This is a genomic window from Brucella tritici, assembly GCF_008932285.1.
In the GTDB taxonomy this organism is placed as follows: Bacteria; Pseudomonadota; Alphaproteobacteria; order Rhizobiales; family Rhizobiaceae; genus Brucella; species Brucella tritici.
Genome location: NZ_WBVY01000003.1, coordinates 754,155 through 779,868, shown reverse-complemented (window position 1 = coordinate 779,868; position 25,714 = coordinate 754,155). Strand labels below are relative to the sequence as shown.

The following is a 25,714-nucleotide window of genomic DNA, read 5'->3' as shown; positions in this document are numbered from 1 at the left end:
TGATCCAGCTGGAGCCGGACATCGATGAATCCTGAGCGAGGCTCTATTCCCTATTTTTCGGGCCTTTTGGCAGCTGTCTTTGATTTAGATCAATGACAGCTGCTCCCTAAGCGCTGATAGGAAACCTATCGCTATTGCTGTCTCATCCGAGATGGCTCTTGTCATGCGCTGCGAGGGGATTTCATGAACTACGCCGCTGGAACAGTCCTTTCCGGTCTGGGAGCACTTTTTGCTGTGCTTCTGGCCGGATTTTCCCATGATGAGCTGTTCAGAACCCATATGTGGATTCTGTTCGCTACACTGGCCATCTTCACCATTCTTCTGATGCGAAATGCCGATTACGGCCTGACGCCGAAAAAAGTCGACCAGTCCACCTATATGGACGGCCCGATCCGCTACGGTGTCATCGCAACGGTTTTCTGGGGAGTGACCGGTTTTCTGGTCGGTGTGGTTATCGCCGCGCAGCTCGCCTTTCCCGATCTCAATCTGGAACCCTATCTGAATTTCGGCCGCCTGCGTCCGCTGCACACCTCTGCTGTGATCTTCGCATTCGGCGGCAATGCGCTCATCGCATCGTCCTTCTATGTCGTGCAGCGCACCTGCCGCGCCCGCCTCATCGGCGGCGATCTCGCATGGTTCGTGTTCTGGGGTTATCAGCTCTTCATCGTGATGGCCGCGACCGGCTATCTGCTCGGCATCACGCAGAGCCGTGAATATGCCGAACCGGAATGGTATGTCGACATCTGGCTCACCATCGTCTGGGTCGCCTATCTGGTCGTGTTCCTCGGCACTATCCTGAAGCGCAAGGAGCCGCATATCTATGTGGCGAACTGGTTCTACCTGTCCTTCATCATCACCATCGCCATGTTGCACATCATCAACAATCTGGCGATCCCGGTCTCTTTCCTCGGCGTGAAGAGCTATTCGGCTTTCTCCGGCGTTCAGGATGCGGTGACGCAGTGGTGGTATGGCCATAACGCCGTTGCCTTCTTCCTGACCGTGCCGTTCCTGGCCATGATGTACTATTTCGTACCGAAGCAGGCAGAGCGTCCGATCTATTCCTACCGCCTGTCGATCGTGCACTTCTGGTCGATCATCTTTCTCTATATCTGGGCCGGTCCGCACCATTTGCATTACACCGCCGTTCCCGATTGGGCGCAGACGCTGGGCATGGTGTTCTCCATCATGCTGTGGATGCCGTCCTGGGGTGGCATGATCAACGGTCTGATGACGCTCTCGGGTGCATGGGACAAGGTCCGCACCGATCCGATCATCCGCCTGATGGTTGCAGCTATCGCCTTCTACGGCATGGCAACCTTTGAAGGCCCGATGCTTTCGATCAAGGCCGTCAATTCGCTGTCGCACTATACGGACTGGACCATCGGTCACGTTCATGCGGGTGCGCTCGGCTGGAACGGCATGATCTCGTTTGCCGCCGTCTATTATCTCGCACCGAAGCTGTGGAACCGTCAGCGGCTCTATTCGATCCGCATGGTCAACTGGCACTTCTGGCTGGCAACGCTCGGCATCGTTCTCTATGCGGCTGCCATGTGGGTTGCCGGTATCCAGCAGGGCCTGATGTGGCGCGAATATGACGATCAGGGCTTCCTCGTCTATTCCTTCGCGGAAACCGTGCTCGCCATGTTCCCATACTACGTCATCCGTACGCTTGGCGGCGTGCTCTATCTCGCCGGTGGCTTCGTGATGGCCTGGAACGTCTATCAGACCATTCGCGGCAATCTGCGCAACGAAGCCCCGATGGGCGGTGCGCAGCCTGCAACTGGCGCCACCATGCAGCCTGCCGAATAAGGAACGTGTGATTTATGTCGATACTAAAGAACCACTCCAAGCTGGAGAAAAATGCAACGCTGCTGCTGATCGCATCGCTCGCCGTGGTGACGGTCGGTGGCATCGTTGAAATCGCACCGCTCTTCTATCTCGAGAACACCATCGAGAAGGTGGAGGGCATGCGTCCCTACTCGCCGCTGGAGCTTGCGGGCCGCGACATCTATGTGCGTGAAGGCTGCTACCTTTGCCACAGCCAGATGATCCGCCCGTTCCGCGACGAGGTGGAACGCTACGGTCATTACAGCCTTGCTGCGGAATCCATGTACGATCATTCGTTCCAGTGGGGTTCCAAGCGCACGGGGCCTGACCTTGCGCGCGTCGGTGGCCGCTATTCGAACGAATGGCACGTGCAGCACCTTGTCCGTCCGCGTGACGTGGTGCCGGAATCGGTCATGCCAAGCTACGCCTTCCTGAAGAACCGTCCGCTGGACGCCTCCAAGATTGCTGGCAATCTGAAGGCCAATGTGGCGGTCGGTGTACCCTACAGCCAGGAAATGATCGACAGCGCGCTGGACGATCTCAAGGCACAGGCTACGCCCGATGCCGATACATCCGGTGTCGAGGCCCGCTATCCCAAGGCCAAGCTCGGTGATTTCGACGGCAATCCGCAGATGATCTCGGAGATGGACGCACTCATCGCCTATCTCCAGATGCTCGGCACGCTGGTCGATTTCTCGACCTACGACCAGTCCCCCAAAGCGAGATAAAGCGGAGATTTAGCGATGGATTACAATACCATGCGCACGTTCGCCGATAGCTGGGGTTTGCTCGGCATGGCGCTCTTTTTCCTCTTCGTCGTCTTCTACGCCTTCCGGCCAGGCAGCAAGCAGATAGCCGACCACGCGAAGGACATTCCTTTCAAGGATGACGCAAATGACTGACAAGCAAATTGACGATGTCACCGGCGTAGCGACGACCGGCCACGAATGGGACGGCATCAAGGAACTCGACAATCCAATGCCCCGCTGGTGGCTGTGGACATTCTACGCCACCATTTTCTGGGCGATCGCCTATGTCATCGCCTATCCCGCCTGGCCGCTGATTTCCAGTTCCACCGGCGGCGTGCTCGGCTGGTCGAGCCGTGGCGCCTTCTGGGAAGAAACCGCCAAGATCGACAGCGAGCGCCAGCGCATTATCGACCAGATCAAGGCCAAGGACGTGCACGAGATTCTGGCTGATGAAAACCTGCGCCAATATGCGATTGCCGGTGGCGCTGCTGCCTTCCGCGTCAACTGCGTGCAGTGCCACGGTTCTGGCGCACAGGGCGCACCCGGCTATCCGAACCTCAACGATGACGACTGGCTGTGGGGCGGTTCCATCGACGACGTTCTGACGACCATTCGTCATGGTGTGCGCTCGAAGGACGATGCCGACACCCGCGTTTCCGAAATGCCGGCTTTTGTCGACGTGCTGGAACCGCAGCAGATCCGCGATGTCGCAGCCTATGTGGTGAGCCTCTCCGGCACGCCGCACAATCCGGAAATGGTGCCGGAAGGCAAGAAGGTGTTCGCCGAAAACTGTGCTGTCTGCCATGGCGCGGATGCCAAGGGCCTGCGTGAGTTCGGTGCCCCGAACCTGACGGACGCCATCTGGTTCTACGGTTCCGGCGAAGACGCCATCGTGCGCCAGGTCTCGCATCCCAAGCATGGCGTCATGCCTGCATGGGAAACACGCCTCGGCGATGCAACCGTCAAGCAACTTGCCATCTTCGTCCATTCGTTGGGTGGCGGCGAATAGCTGGGGCACAAGCCCCAGCTACAGGGCAGTAAGGCAATAGGGCAGTAAGGCAGTAGGGAAATGAGGAACTAGGTAGAGTGTTGATCGCGGCCATCACATACTGCCCTATTGCCTTACTGCCCTATTGCCCTCCTCTCCCCAAGGAGCAAAAAAATGTCAGACGATGTCGAACGCATTGACGTTCAGGCAGTCAATTCCCCCAAGACCCGCCAATCCCTCTATGCGGCGCGGGTGAAGATTTTTCCGAAGCGCGTGCAGGGCGAGTTCCGGCGCTTCAAATGGATTGTCATGCTCATCACGCTGGGCATCTACTATCTGACGCCCTGGCTGCGCTGGGATCGCGGCCCCTATGCCCCCGATCAGGCGGTACTGATCGATCTTGCCAACCGCCGCTTCTATTTCTTCTTCGTCGAAATCTGGCCGCAGGAATTCTACTACGTCGCGGGCCTGCTCATCATGGCGGGTCTCGGCCTGTTTCTCGTCACCTCTGTCGCGGGCCGCGCCTGGTGCGGCTACACATGCCCACAGACCGTCTGGGTTGATCTCTATCTTGTCGTCGAGCGCGCCATTGAAGGCGATCGCAATGCGCGCATGAAACTCGACAAGGCATCTTGGACTTTCGACAAGATCTGGAAGCGGGTTGCCAAGCACTCAGTCTGGATCGTCATCGGTGTTCTGACCGGTGGCGCATGGATTTTCTATTTCGCCGACGCGCCGAAGCTGCTCATGGATTTCGTGACCGGTCAGGCCGCACCCGTTGCCTATTTCACCGTCGCCATCCTTACCGCCACCACCTATATTTTCGGCGGACTGATGCGCGAGCAGGTCTGCACCTATATGTGCCCGTGGCCGCGTATTCAGGCCGCGATGCTGGACGAAAATTCGCTCACCGTCACCTATAATGACTGGCGCGGCGAGCCGCGTTCACGTCATTCCAAGAAGGCGATTGCCGCAGGGGAAACCGTGGGCGATTGCGTGGATTGCAATGCCTGTGTCGCCGCCTGTCCGATGGGCATCGACATTCGCGACGGCCAGCAGCTCGAATGCATCACCTGTGCGCTGTGCATCGATGCCTGCAATTCGGTGATGGACAAGATCGACAAGCCGCGCGGTCTCATCTCCTATGCGACACTGGCCGACTACAACTCCAACATGGCGCTCGCGACCAGTAATGGCGCGGTGCCCATCGATCCGGCACGCATTTACAAGGCGCCGAACACTTTCTCGGACAAGGTGCAGAACCTGTCGTGGAAGAAGGTGTTGCGTCCGCGCAGCATGTTCTACTTCGCCATATGGGCGCTGATCGGCCTGACGCTCATCATCTCGCTGTCGACACGCCAGCGCATCGGCATCAACGTGCTCCATGACCGCAATCCGCAATATGTGCTTCTGTCTGATGGCTCGATCCGCAATGGCTATACGGTCAAGCTGCTCAACATGATCCCGACGCCGCGCACCTTCCGTCTTTCCATCGAGGGCCTGCCGGGCGCAACACTGACCGTTCAGGATGAAACAGCGGATACAGACGGCAATTACGACGTGCCGGTGGAGCCGGACCGTCTGAAGACGTTGCGCGTCTTCGTCACCATGCCGCATGATGCGATAACCGATCATCGCAAGGACTATGAAATCGAAGTGCGCGACGCAAACGGCGCGGAACACGCACGCTACAAGGCAACGTTCATGGCACCGGAGGGCAGATAATGTCGATCAAGTCGAAAACCTCAGGCACGTTTACCGGCTGGCATATGCTGGGCATCATGGTCGCTTTCTTCGGTGTCATTATCGCCGTCAATCTGACCATGGCTTACAATGCCATCCATAGCTGGAGCGGGCTGGTTGTGCAGAACACCTATGTCGCCAGCCAGGAGTTCAACGACAAGGCACAGACCGGCAAGGAGCAGGCCGCCCTGCAATGGCAGTCGAAGCCAATCTTTGAAAAAGGCATCTTCACCTGGCAGCTGGCAGACCGTGACGGCAAGGCCGTCGCCATGACCGGAGGTACGGTTGAATTCAAGCGCCCGGTCGGCGACGTGAACGACACCAAGGTCACGCTGTCGGTTCGCGAACCCGGCATACTGACCGCTCCGCTGGAACTTGGCGAGGGTGCATGGATCATGGAAGTGAATGCCGATGCCGGTCTTGAAGACCCATACCGCCATATCATCCGCGTTCTGGTGAAGGACGGGAGGATATTATGAGCTGCTGCGTCGAGAATGCACAGATAGCGACCGTCGTTCAGGCCGTTTCGGCTGATGAAATGCAGGTCGCAAGCCGTGCGCTCGGAGACGGCTTTCGCCAGCTCGACCTGTCGGTTCCCGGCGTTCATTGTGGCCTGTGCATCAAGAATATCGAAGAGACGCTCGGCAAGATCACAGGTGTTGCCTATGTCCGCGTCAACTTGACAGCGCGCCGCGTCACCGTGCGCTGGAAAGATGGCGATACGCCGCCAGATGTGGTCGATCCACTTCGCAGGCTCGGTTACGAAGCGCATATCTTCGACATGGCACAGGACAAGGACCCGACCTTCACGCGGCTTCTGATCGCGCTTGGCGTCGCGGCCTTTGCTTCCAGCAATGTGATGCTTCTGTCTGTCGCGGTCTGGTCCGGAGCGGATGCGGCCACACGCGACATGTTCCACTGGATTTCCGGCCTCATCGCCCTACCGACGCTGATCTATTCAGGCCGCATTTTCTATGTTTCCGCCTGGAATGCGCTGCGCGCACGGCGCGTGAATATGGATGTGCCGATTGCACTCGCAATCACGCTTGCCTTCGGCATGAGTGTTTATGAAACCTTGCATCATGGCCAGCACGCCTATTTCGATGCGTCGGTGACCTTGCTGTTCTTCCTGCTGATCGGCCGCACGCTCGACTACATGATGCGCGCCCGTGCCCGTTCTGCCGTGCGCGGACTGGCACAACTTGGCAGCCGCGGCGCGGTGGTGATTGGCGAGAATGACGAACGCAATTATCTGCCGGTCAACGAAATCCGCCCCGGAATGCGCATCATTCTTGCCGCTGGTGAGCGCGTACCTGTCGATGCCAAAGTGGAAGAAGGCCGTTCGGAACTCGATTGTGCCATTGCATCGGGTGAAAGCGATGCGGTTCCCGTCGGCCCCGGCTCGGATATCCGCGCAGGCACACTTAATCTTTCCACGCCTCTTATCATCCGCGCGACCGCGGAAGCCAAGGATTCCTTCCTCGCCGAAATGGTGCGGCTGATGGATGTCGCAGAAGGCGGGCGTGCCTATTACCGTCGTCTTGCCGACCGTGCTTCCGAACTCTACGTGCCGATGGTCCATACGATTGCCTTTGCGGCCTTTGTCGGTTGGATGATCTACACGGGCGGCGACTGGTATCGCTCGATCTATATCGCGATCTGCACCCTCATCATCACCTGCCCTTGCGCGCTTGCCCTTGCGGTGCCGATTGTGCAGGTGGTTGCGGCCAGACGCCTGTTTGAAAATGGCATCATGATCAAGGATGGCTCCGCCATGGAGCGGATGGCCGAGATCGACACTGCCATTTTCGACAAGACCGGCACATTGACGCTCGGTCAGCCGAGGCTGATCAATGCCGATGCGATTAATCCCCACAATCTGGAGATCGCTGCCGAGCTGTCGCTTTATTCACGTCATCCGCTATCACGGGCGCTTGCGCTGCTCTCGGGCGCAAAGCCGATGACCGCCTTTACCCGTATCGCGGAAGTTCCGGGCGCAGGTATCGAAGCCGAACTGAACGGCTCCATCTATCGGCTTGGCAAGCGTGACTGGGCGGATGACACCGCCGCCATGCCTCATGCTGAGGGCCCAGAAACCTGCCTTTCCATTGATGGCAAGCTGGTTGAAACCTTCCGCTTTGAAGACCAACCGCGCGAAGACGCTGCGGGAGCCATCGCCACACTGAAGCGTAAAGGCCTGAAGCTTGGCATCATTTCGGGCGACAGGCTGCCCGCCGTGCAAAAGCTTGCCGGTTATCTCGGCGTCGATAACTTTAAAGCCGAAGTGCTGCCCGCCGACAAGTCGGAGCTGGTGCAGAAGCTGTCGAGCGAAGGCCGCAAGGTTTTGATGGTTGGCGACGGATTGAACGATGCTCCGGCCCTTGTCGCCGCCCATGTTTCCATGGCCCCTGCAACCGCAGCCGACATTGGCCGCAATGCTGCAGATTTCGTCTTCCTGCGTGAAAGCCTGTCTGCCGTACCGCTTGCCTTTGCAGTCTCGAAGGAAGCGGGGCGCTTGATAAGCCAGAATTTTGCGCTTTCCATCGGCTATAATATCATAGCCGTGCCGATTGCGATTTTCGGTTATGTCACCCCGTTGGTGGCAGCACTTTCGATGTCGCTGTCATCCATCGTGGTCGTCAGCAACGCATTGCGGTTGCGGGCCGGAAAACAAAAGCAACAGACGCAGAAGACTATCGCGCCTGTTGCTATCATCAAGGAAGCGCACAAATGAGCGGACTTCTCTTTCTCATTCCCATCGCGCTGTTTCTGGGCCTGCTTGGCCTTGTCGCCTTTCTCTGGTCGTTGAAAAACGGCCAGTATGACGATCTGGACGGAGCGGCAAACCGCATTCTCCTTGATGACGAAACTAGCCCGTTATCAAAATCGCGCGTAGATCATTGACATTCGTGCCTGTAGGCCCCGGTACGAACAGATCGTTGATGGCGTCGAACGCCGTCCAGGCATCATTGGCATTGAGCCGCGCCGCGCCATCCTCGCCCGCTTTTTGCAGACGCGAAACAGTGGAACCATCGGCGAAAGCACCGGCATTGTTCTCCGAACCGTCGATGCCATCCGTGTCAGCGGCCAGCGCATGGATATTGTCATAACCATCAATATCGAGGGCAAAAGACAGCAGAAACTCGCTGTTGCGTCCGCCCTTGCCGCCCTTGCCGCGAATGGTGACGGTCGTTTCACCGCCTGACAGAATGACCACCGGCTTTTTGAACGGACGGTCACGGTCAGCCACTTCGCGGGCAATCGCTGCATGAACATGCGCCACTTCCCGCGCCTCGCCTTCCATCGCATCGGAGAGGATCACTGCTTCGACGCCATGGCGCGCGGCTTCCTTTACCGCCGCTTCCAGCGAAACGGCAGCGGACGCAATGACGCGCACTTCATTGCCCGCAAAAACCTTGTCGTCCGGCTTTGGCGCATGGGCGGATTCACTCTTGATGTGCGCAAGCACCGCTTCTGGCAAATCGAGCCGATAGCGTTCGATGATCTTCAAAGCTTCATCGCGGTTTGTCTCGTCCGGCACAGTCGGGCCTGAAGCCACGAAGGCAGGATTGTCACCCGGAATATCCGAGACAACGAGCGAAAAGACCTTTGCCGGATGCGCGGCTGCGGCCAGCCTGCCGCCCTTGATCGTCGACAGATGCTTGCGAACCGCATTCATGGCCGAAATCGGCGCACCGGATGCGAGCAGTACCTTGTTGACGGCGATTTCGTCCTCAAGCGTCAATCCTTCCGGCGGCGACGGCAGCAAGGCAGACCCGCCACCGGAAACAAGCGCTACCACGAGGTCATCTTCCGTCAGGTTCGACACTGCATCGAACAGCCGCTTCGAGGCTTGAAGCCCTGCTTCATCAGGAACCGGATGCGCGGCCTCTATGATCTCGATACGCTCGCAAGGCGCGCCATAACCGTAACGTGTGACCACCACACCCTCCAGCGGAGCATCGTTTTTTTCGGCCCAGGCACGCTCGAAAGCCGCCGCCATCTGCGCCGATCCCTTACCCGCACCGATGACAATCGTTCGTCCCTTCGGCTTGGCCGGAAGATTGGCGCGGATCACCAGTTCAGGATCGGCAGCCGCGACAGCGGCATCAAAAAGGTTGGTCAGAAATTTCTTCGGATCGGCGATGGCTGTCATGAGATTCCCGGCCTTGATTATCGTTTGACGGCACTATTTCGTGCCACGCATATAAAATCAATGGAGCCGGCCACCTCCTCCAGGCAGCCAGCTCCACCCTCTCCCTCCAGAGAAATCAAATCCCTGAGTTAGGCTACCTCGTGGTTTGCCATGCGTTCAAGCGCACGCACGAGACCGGAATGGTCGAGACCATCATCGCCATGCGCCGCGCAGGAGTTGAACAGTTCCTGTGCCATGGCCGTGTTCGGCAGCGAAACACCGAGCGCCTTTGCGCCTTGCAGTGCAAGGTTCAAATCCTTCTGGTGCAGCGAAATGCGGAAGCCCGGATCGAAGGTCCGCTTGATCATGCGTTCGCCATGCACTTCGAGAATGCGGGACGATGCAAAGCCGCCCATCAGGGCTTCGCGCACCTTTGCCGGGTCCGCGCCTGCCTTGGAAGCGAAAACCAGTGCTTCGGCAACGGCCTCGATGTTGAGCGCGACGATGATCTGGTTTGCAACCTTGGTGGTCTGGCCATCACCGCAATCACCGACGAGCGTGATGTTCTTGCCCATGAGCTTCAGGAGCGGCAGAGCGCGGTCGAACGATTCCTGCGAACCGCCAGCCATGATGGAGAGGCTGGCATTTTTCGCGCCGACCTCACCGCCGGAGACCGGCGCATCGACATATTCACCACCCGTTGCGCGGACCTTCTTTGCGAACTCTTTCGTCTCGATGGGGGAAATCGAGCTCATGTCGATGAGCAGCTTGCCTTTGCCCAGACCACCGATCGCGCCACCTTCACCGAAGATGACTTCTGCCACCTGCGGCGTATCCGGAAGCATCAGGATAGTGGTGTCGCAATGAGCCGCCACGTCCCTCGGTGTATCAAGAATCTGCATGCCATGATCGAGCAGATCCTGGTGCGGTGGCACAATATGCTTCGACGTGAAAAGCTCGTGGCCCGCATCCTGCAAATGGCGCGCCATCGGCGTACCCATGATCCCCAGTCCGATGAAGCCTATCTTGGCCATGTCGCTTACTCCCTAATCAAATTTATGCGGTCAGCCGTTCGGCTTCGTATGAAAGTTTTTCCTCACGCATTATCCAACGCAAAACCGCTTCGCACTTTTGCTGGAAATGCTTTGAACCAACCAAGGCCTTCTTCAGTGGTGGTCTTCGGCTTGTACTCGCAGCCGATCCAGCCCTTGTATCCGGCGTTTTTCAGTGCTTCGAACACGTTCGGATAATTGATCTCACCAGTGCCCGGCTCATTACGGCCCGGATTGTCGGCGAGCTGAACATGGGCAATCAGCGGCTTGTAACGTTCATAAGTCGCAACCAGTTCGCCGCGTGTCCGCTGCTGATGGTAGAGGTCATACTGGATGAACAGGTTGTTGCTGCCCACTTCATCGATGATCGAAACCGCCTGCTCTACCGTGTTGAGGTAGAAGCCCGGAATGTCGTAGTGGTTGATCGGCTCGATCAGCAGGCGAATGCCGTGCTTGCCCAGTTCCTTTGCGGCCAGACGCAGATTGCTGACGAAAGTGGCGCGCAAGACGTCCGGATCGACACCCTGCGGGGCAATGCCGGAAAGGCAATTCACCTGCGAACAGTTGAGCGTCGTGGCATAGTCGATGGCATCAGCCACACCGCGCCGGAAGTCGTCGACGCGATCCGGCAGAACCGCAATGCCGCGCTCGCCGCCTGCCCAGTTGCCCGCAGGCAGATTGTGCAGGACTTGTGCCAGATTATGTTTGGTCAGCGCTGCCTTCAGCTCATGCCGGTTGAACTCATAGGGGAAGAGATACTCCACCCCGGTGAACCCGGCCTTTGCGGCCAGCGCAAAGCGGTCCATGAAAGGCACTTCATTGAAAAGCATTGTGAGATTGGCTGCAAATCTCGGCATTTTCGCCTCCTTATAATTCTCTACTTGCGCAATTCTGGAAAAAGCCGTTTCGCAATTTTCCTGGAATCGCACTTAATCTAACAAAGCTGCGATAGCGGTAGGCGCATCTTCGCCACGTTCGGCCAGTTCCTCGAATTCGACAACCTGATCGATATCGACACCCATGGAGATATTGGTAACGCGTTCCAGGATGAATTCCAGAACCACCGGTACCTGATGCTCCGCCATAAGCGCTTTTGCCTGTTCAAAACTTTCGGCAAACTGGTTGGGGCTGCGAACCCGGATCGCCTTGCAGCCAAGACCTTCGGCAACGGCCACATGATCGACGCCGTAACCCTTTTCCGCGTCGCCATCGGCATTGATGTTATCGAAGGCGAGGCTCACTTCGAAATCCATGTTGAAGCCGCGCTGCGCCTGTCGGATGAGGCCGAGATAGGAATTGTTCACGACCACATGAATGTAGGGCAGCTTGTGCTGTGCGCCGACCGCCAGTTCCTCGATCATGAACTGGAAATCATAGTCACCTGAAAGTGCCACAATCGGACGATCGGGATCGGCAGCACGGACACCGAGCGCTGCTGGCAACGTCCAGCCGAGCGGACCGGCCTGACCGCAATTGATCCAGTTGCGCGGACGATAGACATGCAGGAACTGCGCGCCCGCGATCTGGCTGAGGCCGATGGTCGTGACATAGCAGGTATCGCGACCGAACGCCTTGTTCATCTCCTCATAAACACGCTGCGGCTTGAGCGGTGTCTGGTCGAAATGCGTCTTGCGCAGCATGGTGCGCTTGCGCTCGCCGCACTCCTTGGCCCAGTCCGACCAGTCGCGCAACTTACCGGCAGACTTCCATTCGGTCGCAACGTCCAGCAGCAGCTTCAGCGCCTTGCCTGCATCCGAAACGATACCGAAGTCCGGCGCAAAGACGCGACCGATCTGCGTCGGCTCAATATCGATATGGATGAACTTGCGGTCCTTCCTGTAGGTATCGACATTGCCCGTATGACGGTTTGCCCAGCGATTGCCGATGCCGATGACCACATCGGAGGCCAGCAGATTGGCATTGCCATAGCGGTGCGAGGTCTGCAGTCCGCACATGCCCGCCATCAGGCGATGGTCGTCGGGAATGACGCCCCAGCCCATCAGGGTCGGGATGACCGGAATGCCGGTGATTTCAGCGAACTCGACCAGAATATCCGATGCATCGGCGTTGATGATGCCGCCGCCCGCGACGATCAGCGGACGTTCCGCCTCGTTCAGCATGGCGAGCGCCTTTTCGGCCTGCACCCGCGTGGCAGCAGGCTTGTAGGCTTCCATCGGCTGGTAAGTGTCGATGTCGAATTCGATTTCGGCAAGCTGGACATCAATCGGCAGGTCGATCAGAACCGGACCGGGACGACCCGACTTCATGATGTGAAACGCCTTCTGGAAAACAAAAGGCACCAATGCCGGCTCCATGACCGTGACCGCCCACTTGGTGACGGGCGCCGCGATCTTGGCGATATCGACCGCCTGAAAGTCTTCCTTGTCCAGACGCGCACGTGGCGCCTGGCCCGTGATGCAGAGGATCGGGATCGAGTCGGCGGAAGCCGAATAGAGACCCGTAATCATATCCGTTCCGGCAGGGCCGGAGGTGCCAATGCACAGGCCGATATTGCCATGCCTTGCGCGGGTATAACCCTCGGCCATATGCGAAGCACCTTCGACATGACGCGCCAAGATGTGGCGGATCGAACCGCGCGCTTTCATCGCCGAATAAAATGGATTGATCGCTGCGCCCGGCACACCGAAAGCACAATTGATCCCTTCTCTTTCCAGCACAAGCACGGCTGCATCGACTGCACGCATTCTGGCCATGGCCATTCCTCCTATGGAATTACTCTCCATTTACGAATGCTATTATCAAAAAATGGAAATTCATACCATTATATGGAAATAAAGATTTTCAACGGAATGGAGATAATCCGCCGCTCCCTTTCCGAGTAGCAATGGATGCGATAGTGATAATTCCTGAGTTTAGGCGGGATTCGGAGACGGTAATGGAACAGGCAAAGGTAAAGCGGGGCCGCAAGGCGGCGGAAAACGCAGCGCCCTCGTCTGTGCAGGTTCTGGACCGGAGCCTGAAGCTGCTGGCATTGATCGCCGAGAATGATGGCTCGACATTGACCGACCTTGCCGATGAGAGCGGTATGGCGCCCTCCACCGTGCACCGCCTTCTGTCGTCACTGGCCAATCATGGTATGGTTTCCCACGATCTGGAAAGCGGAGACTGGACCATCGGCGTCAAGGCATTCGAAATCGGCAATGCCTTTCGCCGGTTCCGCAAGCTCGGCATTCAGGCACGGCCCTATCTCAAGACATTGATGGAAACGAGCGGCGAGACCGCCAATATCGGCGTCGAGGACGGCGGCGATGTCGTGTTCATCTCGCAGATCGAAAGCCATGCGCCGATGCGCGCCTTTTTCCGGCCCGGAAGGCGCGGCCCCATCCATGCATCCGGTATAGGCAAGGCCATATTGTCCACCTGGTCGGACAAGGAAATCGCGCACGCCCTGTCAGGGCGCACGCTTGAACATTTCACGCAACGCACACTCGACAACCTAGCTGCGCTACTGAAAGATATTCAGGCAACCCGTACTCGCGGCTGGTCTGTCGACGACGAGGAACACACGCTTGGCATGTGCTGCATCGCCGCCCCAATCTTCAATGAATATGGTGAGGCGATTGCCGGCATTTCCGTTTCCGGCCCTGCGGTGCGCCTGCCGAAAAAGCGGCTCGACGAATTCGGACCGCTGATCCGCTCCACCGCCGACGAGCTGACCCGCGCCATGGGTGGCAAACGCCCGGAAGAGTTTTAACAAAAAGACCCGCAGCGGATCGCTCCGCCACGGGTCATCCTCCTCCAAGGATTGGGGTATCAGGCCAGTTCGGCCTTGAGCGGCTTGCCAGCCACATAGGTTTCGACAATGGCGCGGTCATCGCCCAGCGTCTGCAACAGGAACAGTTCCTGCTCCAGCGTCGCGCCAACCGCCATGCGAAGTCGCATTGGCGATGTGGCCGACGAATCCAGCACCACGATGTCGGCTTCCGTGCCCTCGTCGAGCGTACCGATCTTGTCTTCCATGGAGAGCGCGCGGGCATTACCCAGCGTCATCATATAGAAAGACTGGAACGGGTTCAGACGCTGTTCACGGAGCTGGAGAACCTTGTAGCCCTCATCCATGGTGCGCAGCATGGAGAAACTCGTGCCGCCGCCGACATCGGTCGCCACCGCCATGCGCACGCCCGATGCTTTCAACCGGTCCCGGTCGAAGAGGCCTGAACCGAGAAACAGGTTGGAGGTCGGGCAGAAGACGGCAATAGAACCGGTTTCCGCCATAACGCGCACTTCGCGCGGTTCCAGATGGATCGAGTGGCCGAGCAGGGTCTTGTCGCCCAACAGGCCGTAATGTTCGTAAATGCCAAGATAGTCTGGCGCTTGAGGATAGAGCGACTTGGTGAAAGAGATTTCGTCGTGATTTTCCGAAAGATGCGTCTGGATGTAGCTGCCGGGGTGCTCACGAACAAGCGCCTGGCTTGCTTCGAGCTGCTCCGGCGTCGACGTAATGGCAAAGCGCGGGGTGATTACATAATCGAGGCGACCCTTGCCCTGCCAGCGCGCAATCAGCGCCTTCGAATCGTCATAACCGGACTGTGCCGTGTCGCAAAGTGCAGGCGGCGCATTGCGATCCATCATCACCTTGCCACCCAGCATACGCATGTTGCGATGCTGCGAAGCGCGGAAATAGGCATCGACGCTCTGCGGATGGACAGAACAATAAGCGACCGCCGTGGTGGTGCCGTGGCGGATCAGCTCGTCAAGAAAGCGTTCCGCGATGAATTCGGCATGCTGCTCGTCGGCAAATTTCTGCTCGGCGACGAACGTATAGGTGTTGAGCCACTCCAGCAGATTGGCGGCATAGGAAGCAACCACCTGCGTCTGCGGATAATGGATATGCGTATCGATGAAACCGGGCAGGATCAGATGCGGGCGATGATCGGCGACGTTGACGTCGCTGCCCGCCTCAGCACGGACTTCGGTATAATCGCCGAGGCGCAGGATACGGCCATCTTCGACCAGCACGGCACCGTCTTCAATGTAGCGATAAGCGGCATTGTCATCGAGGCTTTGCGGTTCGTCACGAAAGGTCAGCACGCGGCCGCGGATCAGAAGCTTGGTCATTTTCGTCATGGTCCTTATTTCGGGCCTTGCGTGGCAGACTGGTACCAGGAAGCAAGAAGCTGGCGCTCTTCCTCGCTCACGCCGGTGACATTGGCGGGCGGCATGGCATGCGAGCGACCGGCCTGCAAATAGATTTCACGCGCATGCGCGGCAATATCCCGGTCGGTATCCAGCACGACGCCCTTTGGCGGCGCAATGATGCCTTCCCAGCCCGGCTCCTTGGCGTGGCACATGGCGCAACGCCCAAGAACGGTATCCCGCACTTTTTCAAAGTGCGGGTCCGAGATAAAAGATTGCTGCAATGCCGAGACTTTCTGTTCCTCCGGCTCACCGGTCAGAACCTTCGGCACCGTAGAGAGCCAGATGATGATGATGAACAGGATCACCGTTACCAGCCAGGTCCAGGTCGGGCTGCCCTTGCGGGCATGCTGCGTGTTGAACCAGTGGCGGATCGTGACGCCCATCAGGAACACCAGCGAGGCGATAACCCAGTTGAACTGCGTCCCGAAAGCCAGCGGATAGTGGTTCGACAGCATCAGGAACAGAACGGGCAGCGTCAGATAGTTGTTATGCGTCGAACGCTGTTTGGCGATCTTGCCGTATTTCGGGTCCGGCTTGCGGCCTGCGATCAGATCCGCCACCACGATTTTCTGGTTCGGAATGATAATCATGAACACGTTGGCGGACATGATCGTCGCGGTAAAGGCGCCGAGATGCAGGAAGGCGGCGCGGCCTGTGAACAGGTGCGTATAGCCCCAGGCCACCACGACCAGAATACAGTAGAGAATGACCATCAGCAGCGTATCGCTCTTGCCGAGCATCAGCTTGCAGATCGTGTTGTAGGCAATCCAGCCAAAAGCCAGCGAGGCAATCGAGATGCCGATGGCGACGGGACGCGAGACATCGAGAACATTCGGATCGATCAGGTAGAGATCAGCTCCGGCGTAGTAGACGATGCAGAGCAGCGTGAAACCAGACAGCCAGGTGGCATAGGATTCCCATTTGAACCAGGTCAGGTGCTCAGGCATTTCGGCGGGTGCAACCAGATATTTCTGGATGTGATAGAAGCCACCGCCATGGACCTGCCATTCCTCGCCATGCGCGCCTACCGGCAAGCCGGGACGCTGGCGCAAGCCCAGATCGAGCGCAATGAAGTAAAAGGACGAGCCGATCCACGCAATCGCGGTAATCACATGCAGCCACCGCGCTGCGAAGCCCAGCCAGTCCCAGGCTACGGCAAAATCATACATCAGGCACTCCCATTTCTTGACCCATTTTTGGGCCCCATTGTTCGTTGTTGTATTATGTGCCAAAGGAATCAGGTTCAGGGAACGTCACATCACGACCAGCACTTTCAAAAAAATCTAGACAATCGTGGAGGGGACGTATGTCATATCTTGATAATCTGCGCGTTTTTGTGCGCGTTGTCGAATTGGGAAATCTATCCGCGGCGGGTCGCGACCAGCGCGCATCGCCAGCAGTTGCCAGCAATCGAATCAAGGAGTTGGAGAAGCACCTGGGGGTCAGGCTCTTCAACCGGACGACGCGCAAGCTCACGCCGACCGAACACGGTCGCGTATTCTATGACGGCGCATTGAAAATCCTCGAAGCTGTGGATGAAGCGGAAGCTGCCGTGGCGGAACTGGCGAAAAATCCGAAGGGATCGATTCGCATCACCGCCCCGCTTGGCTTTGGCAGACGGCTGATTGCATCGGGGATTCCCGAATTTCACGACAAATATCCGGACATCGAAGTGCGGCTTCGCCTCTCCGATCATGAAGTCGATATCATGAGCGAAGGCGTCGATGTGGCTTTCAAGCTCGGTGTTCTGGAGAACTCGAACCTGCGTATGCGCGGCATCATGAATTGCGAACGCGTGATCTGTGCGGCACCTGCATATCTCGAGAAACACGGGGTTCCGCAGTCACCTGACGAGCTGCTTGGCGATAAACACGACTGTCTTCTGCTGCGCTTTCCGGGCTCAAAGGAATATTACTGGTCGCTGCAAACGGCGGAAGGTCTGCGCAAGTTCGAAGTCACCGGGCCTTACGACTCGGATGATGGCGACGTATTGACGCAATGGGCGCTCGGCGGACGTGGCATCATCAACAAGCCGCTGTTCGAAGTGAAAGAATATATTCGCGACGGGCGGCTGGTTCCCATCCTCGAAAGCACGCCGCCTGCGCCGATCCAGCTTGCTGCGATCTACCCGCACAAGCGCTTTCAGGACCCGAAAGTGCGCCTCATCATCGATTTCATGACGGAGCGGTGCCAGAGATTGATACGGGAAGCCCTGGCATAGAGCGGCTCAAACCGCTCTATACTTATTTGCAACCTTGAGAGTTCCAAAAGAAAACCCGCCGGATCAGGCGGGTTGCGATACACGTACCGAAGTCAGAACCGCCGTCAGAACTTCGGCTGCGGCCAATGCCGCAATGACTTCCGGCCTCTTGTCTTTTACAACAGCCCCGCCGACGGGACAGACAAGATTTTCAAAAAGGTCGTCGCTGCCGATTTCCCGTTTCAACCAATTTTTGAAAGTAGCCTTTTTGGTCTTCGAGCCGATCATGCCGACATAGACGGCATCGCGCCGCTGCAAAGCCTCGGTGACAATGAGGAAATCCAGCGCATGGTCATGGGTGAGGACGATGAAAGCGCTGCCCGGCGGCGCGGAACGCACCACCTGTTCGGGCATTGCCGAAAGACAGGTCTCGACACCAGGCACATCGCAGGCCATCAGCTCCGCCTCCCGTGTATCCACCAGAATGACGCGTACCGGCGTGAGAGAGAGGGCATTTGCCAGCGCATCGCCAACATGGCCCGCGCCGAAGACATAGACATGCGGGCGTGTGGCTATTTCCGCATCGACCTTGCTGACAAGCTCGTCGGTGAGCCCACGGCTGACACGCCTGAAGCTCAGGCCTACCCGTCCGCCGCAGCACTGGCCGATTTCGGGCCCCAGTGGCACATTCATGGGTGGAACGTCCTTGGGTGAGTCCCTGCCGCCAAGCAGCACCTTCCGGGCATGGTCGATAGCCATATATTCAAGCTGACCGCCACCGATCGTCCGGAAGATCATATCGCGGGCAACCAGCATCCACGCCCCCGCATCGCGGGGTGCGGAACCTTTCACATCGGTGACTTCAACCAGCACACTATCGGGACGCCGGTTGAGAAAAGCCCGGATATCGTCGCGCGCGCCCGGCATCTCTCTAGCCCTTTTGCTTGCGGAGCCGTTCGATGGCCATCAGCACACGTTCCGGTGTTGCGGGCGCATCGAGGCGCGGGCAGACCTTGTGATCGGCCACGCTGGCAATGGCATCGGCCAGAGCATGCAGCACCGACAGTCCAAGCGGCAGCGGCGGTTCGCCGACAGCCTTGGAACGATGGATCGTCGGCTCATAGGCCTCGGACCAGTCGGTCAGCGCGACATTGAAAATCTTGGGCCGGTCGGACGCCAGTGGAATCTTGTAGGTGGATGGCGCGTGGGTGCGAAGCCGCCCCTTGTCGTCCCACACAAGCTCCTCTGTCGTCAGCCAGCCCATGCCCTGCACGAAGCCGCCTTCAACCTGACCGATATCGATGGCGCGGTTCAGGGAACGCCCGGTATCATGTAGAATATCGGTGCGCTCCACCACATATTCGCCAGTCAGAGTATCGACGGAAACTTCGGAACAGGCAGCTCCGTAAGCATAGTAATAGAAGGCGTGGCCCCGGCCCTTGGCACGGTCCCAGTGGATTTTCGGCGTCTTGTAGTGACCTGCCGCCGATAGCTGCACGCGACCGATAAAGGCCTGCTTTACGAGATCGTTGAAGCTGATTTCCTGATTGCCGATGCGAACCCGGTTGGGAAGAAACACGACCTGATCTTCCGGCACCTGATATTGCTGTGCCGCAAAATGGATGAGGCGTTTCTTGATCTGGCGGGCAGCATCCTGTGCAGCCATGCCGTTGAGATCGGCACCGGAAGAAGCCGCAGTCGGCGCTGTGTTCGGCACCTTCGCGGTCGTCGTCGCGGTGATCTTCACGCGGTCGATATCGATCTGGAATTCCTCGGCCACAACCTGCGCCACTTTCATATGGAGCCCCTGCCCCATTTCTGTGCCGCCATGGTTCATATGCACCGAGCCGTCATTATAGACATGCACCAGAGCGCCAGCCTGATTGGACTCCGTCTTGGTGAAGGAAATGCCGAATTTCACCGGCGTCAGCGCCATGCCGCGTTTCACATAACGGCTTTTCGCGTTGAATTCGCGGATCGCTTCGCGGCGCTTTGCGTAATCGGAACTTTCCTCAAGTTCCGCAACGATGCGCTGGATGATGCAATCTTCGACCTTCTGGTGATAGGGGGTGACATTGCGTGTGCCGTCCTTACCCATTTCATCGTAGAAATTGCGCTTGCGAATTTCGAGCGGGTCCTTACCGACAGCGAAAGCCACTTCATCGATCACGCGTTCCGCACCGACCATGCCCTGTGGGCCGCCAAAGCCGCGAAAAGCTGTATTCGACACGGTATTCGTGTAAAGCGGTGCCGACTGCGCATGAACTGCCGGGAAGAAATAGGCATTATCGCAGTGAAACAATGCGCGGTCGCCGACCGGCCCGGAAAGGTCTGCCGAGAAACCGGCATTGAGGGCAAACAGATAGTCGATGCCCAGAATATTGCCGTCATCGTCGAAGCCGACTTCATAATCGATGACAAAGCCGTGGCGCTTGCCGGTCGAGGTCATGTCCTCGTCGCGGTCGAGCCTGATCTTCATGGCGCGCTTGTGCTTCTTGGCCGCAATGGCTGCAATGGCCGCCCATTGATTGGCCTGTGTTTCCTTGCCGCCGAAGCCACCGCCCATGCGGCGCACTTCCACCGTCACGGAATGGCTCGGCACGCCCAGCGCATGGGCAACCAGATGCTGCGTTTCGCTCGGTCCTTGCGTGGAGCAATAGACGGTAACGTCTTCATCCTCGCCGGGAATAGCCAGCGAAACCTGGCCTTCCAGATAGAAATGATCCTGCCCGCCGAGATACATGCGGTTCTTGATACGGTGCGGCGCGGCATCGATGGCCGCACGTGCGTTGCCGCGCTTCAGCGTCAATGGCGTCGTGACAAGCCGGTCCTTCAGACCGTCCAGCGCATCTATGGAATAAATGCCCGCTGCTTCCTCATATTCGATCTTCGCCAGACGGGCAGCGCGGCGCGCCTGATCGCGGGTTTTCGCGATAACCGCAAAGATCGGCTGGCCGTGAAATTCAACCTTGTCGACGGCAAAGATCGGGTCGTCATGCATGCCCGATGGCGAAACATCGTTTTCGCCGGGAACGTCCTTGTAGGTCAGCACGTCGACCACACCGGGAGCGGCGCGCACTGCCGACAAGTCAATCGACTTGAACGATCCGTGTGCGACAGAGGAATAGCCGACCCCGATATGCAATGTGCCTTCGGGCTCCGGTATATCGTCGATATAGACAGCCGTTCCCGTCACGTGCTTGTGGGCGGAATCGTGTTTCTGATCGGTCGCGACGCCGCCGACAATGCGGGCAGCTTTCAATGCGTTTGCAGGATGCTTGTTCATGATTGCCTCCTCACGCCGCCGCGATTTCAGCCGCGCGCAGCGGCGTGTAACTGCCTTCCGTTTCGGCGAAGAAACGCCGCAACAAATTGCGCGCCGCGAGCAGCCGGTAATCCGCTGTCGCGCGCATATCGCTCAAGGGCGTATAATCCTGTGCATAGGCTTCCAGCGCCGCTTCAACTGTCGCCTCGGTCCATGGCTTGGCCGCCAGCGCGGCTTCCACCGCGCTGGCGCGCTTCGGCGTTGCGGCCATGCCGCCATAGGCGATGCGGACCGTTTCCACATTGCCTGCCGCATCAAGCGTCAGGTGGAAAGCGCCAAGCGTCGCCGTAATGTCTTCCTCGTAACGCTTCGACACTTTGTAAATGGCAAAATGGCTTCCTTCAGCCGGAACCGGCACATGCACGGCTTCGACAAATTCGCCGGGCTGGCGATCCTGCTTGCCATAAGCGATGAAGAACTCTTCCAGCGGTATGGTGCGGCGCTCCGCCCCTTTGCGCAGCGTCAGTTTTGCATTGAGCGCGATCAGCGGCGGCGGCGTGTCACCAATCGGCGAACCGTTGGCGATATTTCCGCCGATGGTTCCCATATTGCGCACCTGTTCACCGCCAATGCGATTGATGAGGCTCCCAAGCTGCGGAATGCGCTTGGCAAGGAAGCCGAATGCCTCCGTGTAGGTGACGCCTGCGCCAATGATAACAACACCATTTTCCTCGCGGATGGAACGCAGTTCCTCCAGATGGCCAATGAAGACGACCGGGGAAATATCGCGCATCATCTTGGTGACCCACAGGCCCACATCGGTGGAACCGGCAACGATGGTTGCCTTCGGCTCCGCCGCCAAAATGGTAGCGAAATCATCGAGATCACCGGGCACAATCAGGCGATCCTTGCCTTCACCCACTTCCACCCGAACGCCATCGCGCATGGCTGTCAGTTGTTCGAGAACATGGGCGCGCTCAGCAGCAAGCGGGTCTTCCATGACCGTACCATAGTCGGAAATGATGCGGGCGGCGCGCATGATCGCCTCATAGCCGGTGCAGCGGCAAAGATTGCCCTGCAAGGCTTTCTCAATCTGTGCATCGGCAGGCTTCGGTTCGCGCATCCACAGGGCGTAGAGCGACATGACGAAGCCCGGCGTACAGAAGCCGCATTGGGAGCCATGAAACTCGATCATCGCCTTTTGCACCGGATGCAGATCACCATCGGCCCCGCGCAGATGCTCGATGGTCACCACGTGGCTGCCATCCAGCGAACCCATAAAACGGATGCAGGCATTGACGCTCTCATAAACGAGCTTGCCGTCGGAAATCTTGCCAACCAGCACCGTGCACGCGCCGCAATCGCCTTCGCCGCAGCCTTCCTTGGTGCCACGCAGCTTGGCGGAAAGCCGCAGATAGTCGAGCAGCGTTTCGGTCGGGGAAACACGGTCGAGTTCGATCTTCTCACCGTTCAGAAGAAAGCGGATCGTATGTCGCACAGACGGGTGCACAGACTGGTTCATGGCGCTTAGCTCCCGCGATAGGTGGAATAGGAAAACGGCGAAACGAGAAGCGGTACATGATAATGCGCCTTTTCATCGGAAATGCCAAAGCGCAGCGGGACTATATCGAGGAACGGTACGATATCTTCGGTCTTGCCAAAATATTCGCCGACATGGAACAGGAGCTCGTAGGAACCTGCCCGCAAATTCTCGCCCGACAGCAGCGGTTCATTGCAGCGGCCATCGTCATTGGTGCGAATTTCCCGGATCGGTTCGGCCTGCTGATTCTCGACGCGGCGCAATTCAATGCGCAGATTTGCAGCCGGTTTGCCGCTTACCGTGTCGAGGACATGCGTCGTCAACCGGCCATTACCGCTCTTTTCCTGACCCATTTGCACTCCTGCAGCTTGCTGATTCTCTAATCAAGTAGACTGGAAAATGTTACAAGCTTTTGATTTGCGGTGGTTTATTTCGGCCCAACGTCGCCATTGGCTGTGGGGGCCGCAAACCACACCATGTTCCCAGCATTCAGTATTTCGCGATCCTTCTCATTGTGAAAGATGGTTATCGTTGGATGTCTTTCAAATTTTTGAAGGGGAATAATAGCGATAAATCTTTATTATCATGGATAAAACGAACGAAAACGAGGGAAGACCCGCAATGAAATATCCGCGCAATCTCGTCGGCTATGGACGCAACACGCCAGATCCGCGCTGGCCGGGCGGAGCCAATATCGCTGTTCAGTTCGTCGTCAATTATGAGGAAGGCGGCGAATGCTGCATTCTCGACGGTGATCCGTCCTCCGAATGTCTCCTTTCCGAGATTGTCGGCGCTCAAGCCTGGAAGGGCCAGCGCAACCTCAATATGGAATCCATCTATGAATATGGCGCACGCTCCGGCTTCTGGCGGTTGTGGCGCGCCTTCACTCGCCGCAACATGCCCGTCACTGTCTATGGCGTGACGCTCGCCATGGCGCGCAACCCGGAAGCCGTTGCAGCCATGAAGGAAGCCGACTGGGAAATCGCCAGCCACGGATTGCGCTGGTGGGAATATAAGGACGTTCCCGAAGAGATCGAACGTGAGCACATCCGCGACGCGGTTCGCCTGCACACGGAAATCACCGGCTCGCGCCCGCTCGGCATCTATCAGGGCAAACCTTCCGACAACACGCTGAAACTGGTGATGGAAGAAGGCGGTTTTCTCTATTCCGCCGACTCCTATGCCGACGAGTTGCCCTACTGGGTTGAAGGTCCGAAGGGACCGCACCTGATCGTGCCCTATACGCTGGATGCAAACGACATGCGCTTTGCGACCCCGCAGGGCTTCAATTCTGGCGACCAGTTCTACACCTACCTGAAGGATACCTTCGACGTGCTCTATCGTGAAGGGGCGGAAGGTGCGCCGAAGATGATGTCCATCGGCCTGCATTGCCGCCTTGTCGGCCGCCCCGGTCGCGTGGCCGCGCTCGAACGGTTCCTCGACTATGTGCAAAGCCATGAAAAGGTCTGGGTCGCCAAGCGTATCGACATTGCCCGCCATTGGCATGAAAACTATAAGCCGCTCGCTGCCGATGTCATGCCTTCGAAAGCCGGCAAGGATGAATTCGTCGCGCGTTACGGCGGCATTTTCGAGCACTCGCCATGGATCGCTGAGCGCGCATATGATGCCGGTTTCAGCCCGGAAGAAGATACTGCATCCGGCCTTGCTTCCGCGATGACGAAGGCATTTCGCGCGGCCTCGGCGGATGAACGGCTGGCGGTCTTGAAGGCGCATCCGGATCTTGCCGGCAAGCTTGCGCAGGCCAAGCGGCTGACGGCAGAATCAACCGCCGAACAGGCCGGGGCCGGTCTCGATGCGCTGACCGATGCAGAAAAGCAGACGTTCACCGAACTGAATGATGCCTATACCGCAAAGTTCGGCTTTCCGTTCATCATCGCCGTGAAGGGTCGCAACAAGAAGGAAATCCTCGACGCTTTCCAGCGCCGGGTTTCCAACGACCGCGACACGGAATTTGAAACGGCCTGCGCTCAGGTGGAGCGCATCGCCCTCCTGCGCCTCAAGGATATTCTGCCGGAAGCGCTCTACTGATCCTGCCGCCTGGAAGGTCGGCTTCTCACATAAGGAATTCCCCATATGGGCAACGACAAGAACAATCGCAGTTATTATGCACCGACAGGCGGATTGCCGCCGCAGACCCAGCTTCTCACTGATCGCGCCATGTTCACCGAAGCCTATGCGGTGATACCCAAGGGCACGTTCAGCGATATCGTGACAAGCTTCCTGCCCTTCTGGGACAAGACGCGACTCTGGGTGATTGCGCGCCCCCTCTCCGGCTTTGCCGAGACTTTCTCGCAATACATCATGGAAGTGCAGCCGGGCGGCGGTAGCGACCGTGCCGAGCTGGATGAAAGCGCAGAAGGCGTGCTGTTCGTGGTTGAAGGCGAAATCGCCGTCACCGTCGCCGGCAAGACGCACACGCTGACCGAAGGCGGCTATGCTTATCTGCCGCCGAAGAGCGGCTGGACGCTCCGCAACAATGGCGCGGCAACAGCCCGGTTCCATTGGGTGCGCAAGGCCTATGAATATGTCGACGGGCTCGACGTTCCGGAACCGTTATTCCTCAACGAAAAGGACATCGCGCCCAACCCGATGCCGGACACCAACGGCGCCTGGGCGACGACCCGTTTTGTCGATCCGAACGATCTGCGTCACGACATGCATGTCACCATCGTGACCCTGGAGCCCGGCGGCGTCATTCCTTTTGCCGAGACCCACGTCATGGAACACGGGCTTTATGTGCTGGAAGGCAAGGCAGTCTACCGGCTCAATCAGGACTGGGTGGAAGTGGAAGCGGGCGACTTCATGTGGCTGCGCGCCTTCTGCCCGCAGGCCTGTTATGCAGGCGGCCCCGGCAAGTTCCGCTATCTGCTCTACAAGGACGTAAACCGTCATATGAAGCTTTCGCGATAGTCGAATGGCATCTCAATCAAAGGCCGGACTCGTTCCGGCCTTTTTTATGGGTCGGAACACAAATAAAAACGGCGAGCCGAAGCTCGCCGTACCATTCTTCCGACTGGAGATCAGATTTTTAAAC

General features: G+C 58.0%; 22 protein-coding genes. 12 read left to right on the top strand and 10 right to left on the bottom strand.

Going from position 1 to position 25,714, the window contains the following annotated elements; translation table 11 throughout:
• Positions 1 to 183 precede the first annotated feature (183 nt).
• The 8 genes from ccoN (at position 184) to ccoS (ending at position 8,211) form a co-directional block, all read left to right on the top strand.
• Positions 184 to 1,809, top strand: coding sequence for a cytochrome-c oxidase, cbb3-type subunit I (gene ccoN / locus F9K94_RS13520; RefSeq protein ID WP_061345055.1), 1,626 nt, complete (start codon positions 184 to 186; stop codon positions 1,807 to 1,809).
• A 14-nt stretch (positions 1,810 to 1,823) separates the two neighbouring features.
• Complete coding sequence (gene ccoO / locus F9K94_RS13515) at positions 1,824 to 2,555, top strand: cytochrome-c oxidase, cbb3-type subunit II (protein WP_151646211.1); 732 nt, start codon at positions 1,824 to 1,826, stop codon at positions 2,553 to 2,555.
• A 15-nt stretch (positions 2,556 to 2,570) separates the two neighbouring features.
• Entirely contained in the window at positions 2,571 to 2,729 is a 159-nt protein-coding gene (locus tag F9K94_RS13510) for a CcoQ/FixQ family Cbb3-type cytochrome c oxidase assembly chaperone (RefSeq protein WP_010658290.1), read from the top strand.
• On the top strand, positions 2,722 to 3,585 hold the full coding sequence (ccoP, locus tag F9K94_RS13505; RefSeq protein ID WP_151646209.1) for a cytochrome-c oxidase, cbb3-type subunit III: 864 nt from the start codon (positions 2,722 to 2,724) through the stop codon (positions 3,583 to 3,585). The genes F9K94_RS13510 and ccoP overlap by 8 nt, the downstream gene beginning before the upstream one ends.
• 153 nt (positions 3,586 to 3,738) lie before the next feature.
• Positions 3,739 to 5,289, top strand: a complete 1,551-nt coding sequence (gene ccoG, locus F9K94_RS13500) for a cytochrome c oxidase accessory protein CcoG (RefSeq protein WP_151646207.1) — start codon at positions 3,739 to 3,741, stop codon at positions 5,287 to 5,289.
• On the top strand, positions 5,289 to 5,786 hold the full coding sequence (locus F9K94_RS13495) for a FixH family protein (RefSeq protein ID WP_151646205.1): 498 nt from the start codon (positions 5,289 to 5,291) through the stop codon (positions 5,784 to 5,786). The genes ccoG and F9K94_RS13495 overlap by 1 nt, the downstream gene beginning before the upstream one ends.
• Positions 5,783 to 8,041 (top strand): cation-translocating P-type ATPase, encoded by a 2,259-nt coding sequence (locus tag F9K94_RS13490; RefSeq protein ID WP_151646203.1) that lies wholly within the window; start codon positions 5,783 to 5,785, stop codon positions 8,039 to 8,041. Before F9K94_RS13495 ends, F9K94_RS13490 begins: the two co-directional genes overlap by 4 nt.
• Positions 8,038 to 8,211, top strand: a complete 174-nt coding sequence (ccoS, locus tag F9K94_RS13485; protein ID WP_061345049.1) for a cbb3-type cytochrome oxidase assembly protein CcoS — start codon at positions 8,038 to 8,040, stop codon at positions 8,209 to 8,211. The genes F9K94_RS13490 and ccoS overlap by 4 nt, the downstream gene beginning before the upstream one ends.
• Here the strand turns inward: ccoS and F9K94_RS13480 are convergent.
• The 4 genes from F9K94_RS13480 to gcl form a co-directional block, all read right to left on the bottom strand.
• Positions 8,177 to 9,463: a glycerate kinase type-2 family protein gene (locus F9K94_RS13480; protein ID WP_151646201.1), complete on the bottom strand. Its 1,287-nt coding sequence runs from the start codon at positions 9,461 to 9,463 to the stop codon at positions 8,177 to 8,179. The genes ccoS and F9K94_RS13480 overlap by 35 nt on opposite strands.
• A 128-nt stretch (positions 9,464 to 9,591) precedes the next feature.
• Positions 9,592 to 10,476, bottom strand: coding sequence for a 2-hydroxy-3-oxopropionate reductase (locus F9K94_RS13475; protein WP_151646199.1), 885 nt, complete (start codon positions 10,474 to 10,476; stop codon positions 9,592 to 9,594).
• Positions 10,477 to 10,538: 62 nt separating this feature from the next.
• The gene (hyi, locus tag F9K94_RS13470) at positions 10,539 to 11,351 is read right to left on the bottom strand and encodes a hydroxypyruvate isomerase (protein ID WP_061345046.1); all 813 of its coding nucleotides are present in this window, start codon (positions 11,349 to 11,351) and stop codon (positions 10,539 to 10,541) included.
• Between the two features lie 72 nt (positions 11,352 to 11,423).
• Positions 11,424 to 13,208: a glyoxylate carboligase gene (gene gcl, locus F9K94_RS13465; RefSeq protein WP_151646197.1), complete on the bottom strand. Its 1,785-nt coding sequence runs from the start codon at positions 13,206 to 13,208 to the stop codon at positions 11,424 to 11,426.
• A 182-nt stretch (positions 13,209 to 13,390) separates the two neighbouring features.
• Between gcl and F9K94_RS13460 the strand changes: the two genes are divergently transcribed.
• A complete protein-coding gene (locus F9K94_RS13460) occupies positions 13,391 to 14,209 on the top strand; it encodes an IclR family transcriptional regulator (RefSeq protein ID WP_151646195.1) in 819 nt (272 codons plus the stop codon).
• Positions 14,210 to 14,268: 59 nt separating this feature from the next.
• Here the strand turns inward: F9K94_RS13460 and guaD are convergent, their stop codons facing one another.
• Positions 14,269 to 15,573: a guanine deaminase gene (guaD, locus tag F9K94_RS13455; RefSeq protein ID WP_151646193.1), complete on the bottom strand. Its 1,305-nt coding sequence runs from the start codon at positions 15,571 to 15,573 to the stop codon at positions 14,269 to 14,271.
• 14 nt (positions 15,574 to 15,587) lie between these two features.
• Positions 15,588 to 16,823: a urate hydroxylase PuuD gene (locus F9K94_RS13450; protein WP_061345043.1), complete on the bottom strand. Its 1,236-nt coding sequence runs from the start codon at positions 16,821 to 16,823 to the stop codon at positions 15,588 to 15,590.
• Positions 16,824 to 16,960: 137 nt separating this feature from the next.
• Here F9K94_RS13450 and F9K94_RS13445 point away from each other — a divergent pair, with 137 nt between their 5' ends.
• The gene (locus F9K94_RS13445; protein WP_061345042.1) at positions 16,961 to 17,875 is read left to right on the top strand and encodes a LysR family transcriptional regulator; all 915 of its coding nucleotides are present in this window, start codon (positions 16,961 to 16,963) and stop codon (positions 17,873 to 17,875) included.
• A 63-nt stretch (positions 17,876 to 17,938) separates the two neighbouring features.
• On the opposite strand, the gene xdhC is transcribed toward F9K94_RS13445, so the two are convergent.
• From xdhC to uraH, 4 genes are read right to left on the bottom strand one after another with little or no spacing between them, the layout of a single operon-like run.
• Positions 17,939 to 18,781: a xanthine dehydrogenase accessory protein XdhC gene (gene xdhC / locus F9K94_RS13440; RefSeq protein ID WP_151646191.1), complete on the bottom strand. Its 843-nt coding sequence runs from the start codon at positions 18,779 to 18,781 to the stop codon at positions 17,939 to 17,941.
• A 4-nt stretch (positions 18,782 to 18,785) separates the two neighbouring features.
• Positions 18,786 to 21,140 carry a xanthine dehydrogenase molybdopterin binding subunit gene (gene xdhB / locus F9K94_RS13435; protein ID WP_151646189.1) on the bottom strand — a complete coding sequence of 785 codons (2,355 nt, stop codon included), beginning with the start codon at positions 21,138 to 21,140 and terminating at the stop codon, positions 18,786 to 18,788.
• A 10-nt stretch (positions 21,141 to 21,150) separates the two neighbouring features.
• On the bottom strand, positions 21,151 to 22,629 hold the full coding sequence (gene xdhA, locus F9K94_RS13430; RefSeq protein WP_192799507.1) for a xanthine dehydrogenase small subunit: 1,479 nt from the start codon (positions 22,627 to 22,629) through the stop codon (positions 21,151 to 21,153).
• 17 nt (positions 22,630 to 22,646) lie between these two features.
• Complete coding sequence (gene uraH / locus F9K94_RS13425; protein ID WP_151646185.1) at positions 22,647 to 23,012, bottom strand: hydroxyisourate hydrolase; 366 nt, start codon at positions 23,010 to 23,012, stop codon at positions 22,647 to 22,649.
• A 268-nt stretch (positions 23,013 to 23,280) separates the two neighbouring features.
• Between uraH and puuE the strand changes: the two genes are divergently transcribed.
• Together puuE and F9K94_RS13415 are read left to right on the top strand one after the other, a co-directional pair.
• Positions 23,281 to 24,708: an allantoinase PuuE gene (gene puuE, locus F9K94_RS13420; protein ID WP_151646183.1), complete on the top strand. Its 1,428-nt coding sequence runs from the start codon at positions 23,281 to 23,283 to the stop codon at positions 24,706 to 24,708.
• Between the two features lie 45 nt (positions 24,709 to 24,753).
• Positions 24,754 to 25,590, top strand: a complete 837-nt coding sequence (locus F9K94_RS13415) for a bifunctional allantoicase/(S)-ureidoglycine aminohydrolase (RefSeq protein WP_151554318.1) — start codon at positions 24,754 to 24,756, stop codon at positions 25,588 to 25,590.
• Positions 25,591 to 25,714 lie beyond the last annotated feature (124 nt).

What these genes read in the sequence shown, in the direction of transcription:
- ccoN (WP_061345055.1), top strand. Translation starts at nt 184, where the DNA reads ATGAACTACGCCGCTGGAACAGTCCTTTCCGGTCTGGGAGCACTTTTT.
- ccoO (WP_151646211.1), top strand. Translation starts at nt 1,824, where the DNA reads ATGTCGATACTAAAGAACCACTCCAAGCTGGAGAAAAATGCAACGCTG.
- F9K94_RS13510 (WP_010658290.1), top strand. Translation starts at nt 2,571, where the DNA reads ATGGATTACAATACCATGCGCACGTTCGCCGATAGCTGGGGTTTGCTC.
- ccoP (WP_151646209.1), top strand. Translation starts at nt 2,722, where the DNA reads ATGACTGACAAGCAAATTGACGATGTCACCGGCGTAGCGACGACCGGC.
- ccoG (WP_151646207.1), top strand. Translation starts at nt 3,739, where the DNA reads ATGTCAGACGATGTCGAACGCATTGACGTTCAGGCAGTCAATTCCCCC.
- F9K94_RS13495 (WP_151646205.1), top strand. Translation starts at nt 5,289, where the DNA reads ATGTCGATCAAGTCGAAAACCTCAGGCACGTTTACCGGCTGGCATATG.
- F9K94_RS13490 (WP_151646203.1), top strand. Translation starts at nt 5,783, where the DNA reads ATGAGCTGCTGCGTCGAGAATGCACAGATAGCGACCGTCGTTCAGGCC.
- ccoS (WP_061345049.1), top strand. Translation starts at nt 8,038, where the DNA reads ATGAGCGGACTTCTCTTTCTCATTCCCATCGCGCTGTTTCTGGGCCTG.
- F9K94_RS13480 (WP_151646201.1), bottom strand. Translation starts at nt 9,463, where the DNA reads ATGACAGCCATCGCCGATCCGAAGAAATTTCTGACCAACCTTTTTGAT.
- F9K94_RS13475 (WP_151646199.1), bottom strand. Translation starts at nt 10,476, where the DNA reads ATGGCCAAGATAGGCTTCATCGGACTGGGGATCATGGGTACGCCGATG.
- hyi (WP_061345046.1), bottom strand. Translation starts at nt 11,351, where the DNA reads ATGCCGAGATTTGCAGCCAATCTCACAATGCTTTTCAATGAAGTGCCT.
- gcl (WP_151646197.1), bottom strand. Translation starts at nt 13,208, where the DNA reads ATGGCCAGAATGCGTGCAGTCGATGCAGCCGTGCTTGTGCTGGAAAGA.
- F9K94_RS13460 (WP_151646195.1), top strand. Translation starts at nt 13,391, where the DNA reads ATGGAACAGGCAAAGGTAAAGCGGGGCCGCAAGGCGGCGGAAAACGCA.
- guaD (WP_151646193.1), bottom strand. Translation starts at nt 15,573, where the DNA reads ATGACCAAGCTTCTGATCCGCGGCCGCGTGCTGACCTTTCGTGACGAA.
- F9K94_RS13450 (WP_061345043.1), bottom strand. Translation starts at nt 16,823, where the DNA reads ATGTATGATTTTGCCGTAGCCTGGGACTGGCTGGGCTTCGCAGCGCGG.
- F9K94_RS13445 (WP_061345042.1), top strand. Translation starts at nt 16,961, where the DNA reads ATGTCATATCTTGATAATCTGCGCGTTTTTGTGCGCGTTGTCGAATTG.
- xdhC (WP_151646191.1), bottom strand. Translation starts at nt 18,781, where the DNA reads ATGCCGGGCGCGCGCGACGATATCCGGGCTTTTCTCAACCGGCGTCCC.
- xdhB (WP_151646189.1), bottom strand. Translation starts at nt 21,140, where the DNA reads ATGAACAAGCATCCTGCAAACGCATTGAAAGCTGCCCGCATTGTCGGC.
- uraH (WP_151646185.1), bottom strand. Translation starts at nt 23,012, where the DNA reads ATGGGTCAGGAAAAGAGCGGTAATGGCCGGTTGACGACGCATGTCCTC.
- puuE (WP_151646183.1), top strand. Translation starts at nt 23,281, where the DNA reads ATGAAATATCCGCGCAATCTCGTCGGCTATGGACGCAACACGCCAGAT.
- F9K94_RS13415 (WP_151554318.1), top strand. Translation starts at nt 24,754, where the DNA reads ATGGGCAACGACAAGAACAATCGCAGTTATTATGCACCGACAGGCGGA.